The sequence below is a fragment of the Bacteroides sp. genome, assembly GCF_029057325.1.
In the GTDB taxonomy this organism is placed as follows: Bacteria; Bacteroidota; Bacteroidia; order Bacteroidales; family Bacteroidaceae; genus Bacteroides.
On sequence record NZ_JAICZW010000194.1, the window covers coordinates 1 to 7,510 of the forward strand.

General features: G+C 48.0%; 4 protein-coding genes. 3 read left to right on the forward strand and 1 reads right to left on the reverse strand.

Going from position 1 to position 7,510, the window contains the following annotated elements; translation table 11 throughout:
* The 3 genes from K2G43_RS12830 to K2G43_RS12840 all read left to right on the forward strand — a co-directional run.
* A partial coding sequence (locus tag K2G43_RS12830; protein ID WP_300155866.1) for a SusC/RagA family TonB-linked outer membrane protein occupies window positions 1-3,162 on the forward strand: 3,162 nt, incomplete at its 5' end.
* 21 nt (window positions 3,163-3,183) lie between these two features.
* A complete protein-coding gene (locus K2G43_RS12835; protein ID WP_300155869.1) occupies window positions 3,184-4,776 on the forward strand; it encodes a RagB/SusD family nutrient uptake outer membrane protein in 1,593 nt (530 codons plus the stop codon).
* 369 nt (window positions 4,777-5,145) lie between these two features.
* The gene (locus tag K2G43_RS12840; protein WP_300155872.1) at window positions 5,146-6,237 is read left to right on the forward strand and encodes a sialate O-acetylesterase; all 1,092 of its coding nucleotides are present in this window, start codon (window positions 5,146-5,148) and stop codon (window positions 6,235-6,237) included.
* On the opposite strand, the gene K2G43_RS12845 is transcribed toward K2G43_RS12840, so the two are convergent.
* Window positions 6,172-7,380: an ROK family transcriptional regulator gene (locus K2G43_RS12845; RefSeq protein ID WP_297644422.1), complete on the reverse strand. Its 1,209-nt coding sequence runs from the start codon at window positions 7,378-7,380 to the stop codon at window positions 6,172-6,174. The two genes, K2G43_RS12840 and K2G43_RS12845, sit on opposite strands and share 66 nt — an antisense overlap.
* Window positions 7,381-7,510: the final 130 nt, after the last annotated feature.

Here is a 7,510-nt window from a genome sequence, read left to right on the forward strand (position 1 = left end):
GTGATTACCGACATCGACGGTAACTTCTCTCTGTCCGGCGTGAAGGATGGTGATATCATTCAGATTTCCTTCGTGGGTTACAAAACTATAGAAGTGGCCTGGCAAGGAAAACCATTGAACATTACAATGAAAGAAGATTCGGAAATGTTGGAAGAAGTAGTAGTTACAGCCTATGGTGGAAAAACGCTTCGTTCCAAAGTGACCAACTCTATTGCCAAAGTAAACAAAGATGTGCTGGCAAGCGGTTTGCACTCCAACCCCGCCCAGGCATTGTCCGGTGCGGTGTCCGGTTTGCAAGTACGTCAGACTTCCGGTGACCCGGGAGCTACTCCGACCTTGATTCTGCGTGGTGGTACGAGCTTGGACGGTTCGGGTTCTCCGTTGGTCATCATCGACGGTGCGCAACGCGAGCTGAGCGACATCAACCCGGCTGACATCGAGTCTATGGAAGTGATGAAGGACGCTGGTGCCACCGCCATCTATGGTGCCCGTGCGGCAAACGGTGTAATCCTGGTGACTACCAAACGCGGTAAAGACGGTGTCAGCAACATCGGAGTGAAAGCCAAATTCGGTTTGAACTATTTCAACAACAACTACAATTTCTTGGGTGCGGAAGACTACATATACTGGATGCGCAAGTCTTATCAGAATGCAGCCCAATGTTATCAGAAGTCAGACGGCACCTGGACAGGTTGGACCAACCTGAGCAGTTTGAGCGGTGCGCAACCGTATGGTACAGGCAACATCTATTTCAATGCTGACGGCACAGTAGCTGACGGAAACAAGGTGAGCAATGCCAACTGGAGCGTCATGAAATACAGTGATGACCTGGCATTCTTGCTCAACAAGGGATGGAAGACCATGATTGACCCCGTCTATGGCGACAAGCTGATTTTTAAGGAATTCATGTTGGAAGACACCAATATCAACACGCCTGCATTCAGCCAAGACTACACGGTAGATTTCACGGGCGGTAATGACAAAGGAACATACTACGCCTCAATCGGCTTCAATGACTCGGAAGGAAATGCCACCAACAACTGGTACAGACGTTTCACCTTTACGTTCAACGCCGACTACAAGATTAAACCGTGGTTGACCTCCAACTCTTCATTAAACTATTCGCACAACACTTGGGACGGTCTGGTGGGCAATGCCGATGCAGCCAGCTACTTCAGCCGCGTGTTTTCGCTTCCTCCCACTTTCCGTGGAACGAACGAGGACGGCGAATGGCTGATTGGTGTGCGTGGAACCGGTGATGCCAACGTGCTGGCTTACAAGGATGCCTTGCACAGAGAAAACAATACCGACAAATATACCATGACCCAAGCCTTCACGATGCATCTGCTGAAAGGGCTGGACCTGAAATTCAGCGGAAGCTGGTACTATGAGGATACGAAGTACGAATACTTCAATTCTGACTACAGAACAGGTGTAAACAGCTGGAACCGCGAGCACTATTCATACGATTACTACAACCGGAAGCTGAACCAGACTTACAATGTCATCGGAACTTATAACAAAAGCTTCCAAAAGCACGATATCAATGCAATGGCCGGTTTCGAGTATTTCATTGAACAGCAGAAGGGTTTCAATGCTTACGGTTACGGAGCACCCACCGGTGATTTCCAAGACTTGGCACTGACAGATCCCGAAAGACGCTATATGGATTCATGGCACTCTGAGAACCGCATCATGTCCTTCTTTGGCAAAGTGGATTATTCGTTCAACGAGAAGTACCTCGTTTCTGCAGTACTCCGTCGCGACGGTTACTCGCGTCTTGCCTCAGACACTCGCTGGGGTCTCTTCCCGGGTATTTCAGCCGGCTGGATTATCGGTAAGGAAGATTTCATGGAAAGTCTGCGCGACGTTATCTCCTTCGCAAAAATCCGTGCAAGCTACGGTTCAAACGGTAACGTGGACACCAAATATATCGGTAACTACACGGTACAGGGCTCTTACGGAAGCGTTACGAACTACAACGGCGGCGGTGCAACCTCATTGACCGGGCTACCCAATCCGAACCTGACTTGGGAAAAGTCCTACACATTCGAAGCCGGTCTTGACCTCAGCTTCCTGAGCAACCGCTACAATGCGAACATCACCTTCTACAATCGTCGTACAAAAGACAAACTGGCTTACATCACTCTGCCCTCGCACTCGGGTATTGATGTGTATCTGACCAACAACGGTGAGATTCAGAATCAAGGTTTAGAGTTGGAACTTTCTGCCAAGCTTATCGAAACCAAAGATTGGAAATGGGACCTGGGCGTTAACTTCGCTTACAATAAGAACAAGATCATCTCGTTGCCCAACAACGGCCTGGACAGAAACATGCAGAACGCATTCCAGGTATATACCGGCAATGGCGATGAGAAGATATGGGTAGGCGGCTATCAGGAAGGACAGGAACCGGGTGCCATCTACGGCTTCAAGGCCGAAGGCATCTATCAGAGCTATCATGAGATACCGGGCAACCTGAAGGATATCTCTTCCGGTAACAACGGCTCCAACAACAAGACCTTGTACGGCCCCGAGGCTTGGGCCAAACTGAGCGATGCGGAGAAGGCAAACGGTCTGCCCATCCAGCCGGGTGACGTGAAGTGGAAGGACGTAAACGGCGACGGCGTGATAGACAACTATGACCTGGTGAAACTGGGCAACGCCGTTCCCCACTGGACCGGCGGTATCAACACCAACCTGTCATGGAAGGGACTGACACTGACCGCACGTTTCGACTTCGCGTTGGGACACAAGATTTTTGACTCAAAGACTCCGTGGATCATGGGTAACATGCAGGGTACCTACAATACCATTGACCTGGTAAGCAACACATGGTCTGAAGAGAATAAAAATGCTAAATATCCTACATACGTATGGGCCGACCAGCTGGGTAAACGTAACTATGCACGAAACAACAACAGCTTGTTCGTGGACAATGCAAGCTACCTGTCTATCCGTGAATTGAGCCTGAGCTACAGCTTGCCGAAAGCATGGATACAAAAAGTCAAAATGGAGAGACTGGATCTGAACATCACAGCCCAGAACTTAGGATATATTACCGGGGCCAAGTATGTGGCTTCTCCTGAGTACGGAGCAAACGGCTGGGGAGGATATCCGCTGCCTACAAACCTTGTATTTGGTATAAACGTAACATTCTAAACTATAAAAGACAATAAAATTATGAAGAAATTTATATATGGTATTGCTGGTGCGTTATTGCTCAGCATATACAGTTGCGATACGCTGGATTTGATTCCGGAAGACTATGCGGCTGCAGGAAGCTACTGGAAGAGTGTGGAGCAGGTAAGCACATACATGAATGGTCTGCATTCCTCTCTCAGACAGGACTATTCATCTCCTATGCTATTGGGTGAGATGAGAGGTGGCACCATGCGTGAAGGAACCTCTTCCATCAATACATCACTGAATAATTCTTCCGTCATCCGCAACGACCTGCGTACCACCAGTACAGGCATATCCAACTGGAGGGATTACTACCCGCAGATTCTACAGGTGAACCACTTCATCGAACAGGTAAGAGACGCATGCACGTTCCTGAGTGAATCGGCACGCAATACATACCTGGCACAGGCTTACGGTATACGTGCCTACTATTACTTCATGCTGTACAGAACGTACGGTGCCGTTCCCTTGGAAGAGAATCTGAAAGTATTGGACGGAAAAATCGATGCCGTCAGCCTCTATATGGCCCGTTCTTCGGCAGAGGATGTGCTTGACTTTATCAAGAAAGACATCAATGCTTCTGAAACTGCATTCGGTTCTACCAGCTCTTTTGACAAGTATTACTGGTCAAAATATGCTACCCTGTTCCTGAAAGCGCAGGTGTATCTGTGGTCGGCCAAGGTGACTACCAACGATTATGAGAAGCCTCATACGGCTACCGGAGCATCCGATTTGGATATTGCCAAGAGAGCATTGAACGAAATCATTTCCAGCAACAAGTTCTCGCTGATGGACAACTACGCGGATGTGTTCGATTTCGCAAAGAAAGCCGCAAATACCGAAGCCATTCTGGCCATGTACTTCGACCGTGGTGAGACCACACACTGGGGAAGCAACTTCCTCTACACGCCGTCCATCGTAGTGGGTTCATACTACAATCCTGACGGAACCGTCATGCAGGACGTGCTCCAGCTGAACACAGCCGGTATTGTAAGATATGAGTGGAAATCCGCTTTTATCCGTTCGTTCGATCAGACCGACAGCCGTCGCGGCGCTACTTTCCTGGAGTATTATCAGGATGCCGAGCTGACGAAACACGGCTCAAGCATGTTGAAATATGTGGGTCATGTGGCCGATGCCATCCGCTACTTTGACAACGACATCAACATGATGAGATATGCCGATGTGCTGTTGATGATGGCCGAAGTAGAAAACGGTCTGGGCAATCCGTGCGCCTCTTATATCAACCAAATCCGTAAGCGTGCTTACGGTGAAAACTATACGGAAGCATTGGCCTATACAGATGGCACCTATGCCGAGAATGAATTGGCTATTTTGAAGGAACGTGATAAGGAGTTTGCGGGCGAAGGTACACGCTGGTTCGACCTGGTGCGCATGCACGATGCCAACAAGAAGCCTTTGGCTTTCTCTGCCGCCGTGGCCTATCCGGAACCGGGAGAAGAAGCTACTGCCGTGTTGAGCGCCGATGAGGAATACAGATTGTTGTGGCCTATCAATGTAGCTGTCTTGACTGCCGACCCGATGCTCAAACAGACTTGGGGTTATGTTGAAGCAGAAAAGAAAGATTAATAAAAGCACAACAGTACGCTAACCTTTTTATATACTTTTCATTCTAAGCCTGGGCTTTTAGCTCAGGCTTAGTTTTTTTATCAGAGTCCGCTCCATTCCATGCCAAGCCATTTTAGGCCTGTCCCTCTTTACCGGTTCAAACGCTTCATCTGCTCAGCAAGGGGTGACAACAACTTTCTGTCTGTTCGTTACAAGATTTATAGAGGTGCTGAGGACTGAGCTAAATAAATATTGCTACTATTGCATAAAAAACCAGTCAGGAAAAAGCCGTACTGCCAAACCGGAAAAACTTCGTCCGAAAAGATGAAAAACAAATTATTTCGTATATTTGCCGACAATTCGTAAAAAATAAAACAAACAATGAATCTAATGATGAAAACCTTTAAGAAGATGGCGACAGCCATCATCACCTTCAGCCTTTCTTCCTTCTGCATGGCACAACAACCGAAGGATGCCGCGAACGGCATGCCCCTTCAGGAAGATGAAGTCCCCGTCTTTATAACTATCGGACAGTCGAATGCCGACGGATCCGCTTTCGCCAATGCCGAAGAAGACCGGAGGCTGTCTGCCTGGTACGACAATCCGGACACCAACCCCGGACTGATGAGAATTTGGTATCGCAGCTGCTACATCGTGAACCAAGCCGACGGTGCCCGGTGGGTATTCGACGGAACCACCGAAGATGTGGCTCCCGGATGGCTTCATCTTTATTACAAGAACGATAACCAGAATGGCAAAACCATGATGAATATGATTCACGGATATGGCACATGGAGCGACGGAGCTGCCGGCCGACGGGGTATGGAAGGCGAATTTGGCATGCACTTCCAACAAGCCTTCCCCCAGACGGAACTATACATCATCAAATTGGGTTGCTCGGGCTCACGGATTGAGACCTGGGCCTCTTCTTCTGACAGCCACAACTGGAACTATTTCTACGAGCACCTCTATAAGCCCGCCATCAACGATTTGCTGAGCAAAGGCAAAAAACCCCGTTTGGCAGGAATCTGGTGGATGCAGGGTGAGGGCAATGCCGCCGATTCCAAGGAGCATTATTTGCCTCTGCTGAAGGAGTTGATAGGCAAATGCCGCGAACAGCTCGGCTTTCCGGACGCCCACATATACATCGGCCATATCGTGAAACCGGGAGAGAGCGTGACGAACCCGAAAGCCTCGACGCAGTATGGACAGGGAGTGCGCGATGCGCAAGACGCCATCGCCAATCCGACGGATGAGCACTTTATCCCGAACATCTCAATCATAGATGCCAAAGAGAGCCCATTCGACAAGGACAACCTGCATTGGGGACATGTCGGCATCAATAAAATCGGCCAAAAAATCGCAGCTGAAGTGATTCCTGCCGGAAAGCGTGGAGAGTGGGCGGTTTTCCACCCGTCAGCATTCAAAGGTCTTGCTCCGTGCCAGCATACAGGCACCAATGACTCCGGCTTTGCTCTTTAGTTTGGAAAGAGTGATGGTGGAGTCTTGATTCACCAAATTGAGCGAATACTTTCGGATGGCACTCTTGATGGGCTGCAATATGTAGTCACCGGTCTGTGAAAGGGTGCCTCCGATAATGACCAGCTCCGGGTTGAAAAGATTTATCAGCCCTGCTACCTGCTTGCCTAACTTCTGCCCCATTTCCTCCAAAATTTCAATGCACAAGAGGTCTTCTTTGTTGATGGCATCTATAATCTCATCCAGCGTAAGCAGGCTCTCCGTATCTTTGGCTCTGTTCGAAAGAATAGATTCCTCCCCGTTGGCAATGCGTTCCAGCAGGATGCGGTGCAAAGCCGAACCGGACGCTTCTGTTTCAAGACAGCCTTTCTTTCCGCAATGACACATTATTTCATTGCTGAACGTGGGCTGATGACCCAATTCACCTGAAAACCCCGATTTGCCGGTATATATCTCCCGGTTGATGATGATGCCCAATCCCAACCCCCAACTCAGGTTGATGAAAAGGATGTTCTTCTCTCCTTGAATGTTTCCTTTCAGGAATTCACCATAGGTCATGGCACGCGTATCATTATCGATGGTGACCGTATGCCCTATTTTCCCGGATATAATTTCGGCAAGAGGACGTTCTTCAAAGTTGAACCAGCTGTGGCTGTAGCCCGATTCCGGATTCACCCGTCCGGAGATATTGATATTGACGTTCAGGATCTTCTCTTTTCCGATATCGTTTTTTTTGATGAATTTGGATATCAGTTTACATAAATCATCCAGTCCTTCTTGTGTGTTCCTGCAATAATAAGGAATGTTCATTTTCAGATCCACCATATCTCCCTTGAAATTCATCAGTCCGATGTTGATGGCAAACCGCTTGACATCCACACCGATAAAATAACCGGATTCGGCATCCAGTCCATACAGACTAGGACGACGTCCGCTGTTGGTGCCTTGTTTGCCATATTCGTGGATATACCCTTCCTCACACATTTCGTTGATGAATTTGGTGACGGTGGGAACGCTCAAATCCAATTCTTTGGCCAAACTGGTAATGGTTGAATGACCGTTGTATATATAATAGGTTATGATTTTCTTTTTTAAGAGCGCATTTTTAGTTCCTGCTTTTATCTCCTCTAATAAATTCGGCTTCATATAGATTGGGATATATTGTTAGCTATTAATTGCTTACAAAAGTAACGAATGTCTTTAATAAAATTCCGATTTATCCTGTGAATTTATGTTATAAATATCTGTCAGAGGTTTGTCCGGTACTATCTTTTGC

Excerpts from the sequence above, each read along its gene's own strand:
- K2G43_RS12845 (WP_297644422.1), bottom strand. The coding sequence starts at position 7,380 with ATGAAGCCGAATTTATTAGAGGAGATAAAAGCAGGAACTAAAAATGCG.
- K2G43_RS12835 (WP_300155869.1), top strand. The coding sequence starts at position 3,184 with ATGAAGAAATTTATATATGGTATTGCTGGTGCGTTATTGCTCAGCATA.
- K2G43_RS12840 (WP_300155872.1), top strand. The coding sequence starts at position 5,146 with ATGATGAAAACCTTTAAGAAGATGGCGACAGCCATCATCACCTTCAGC.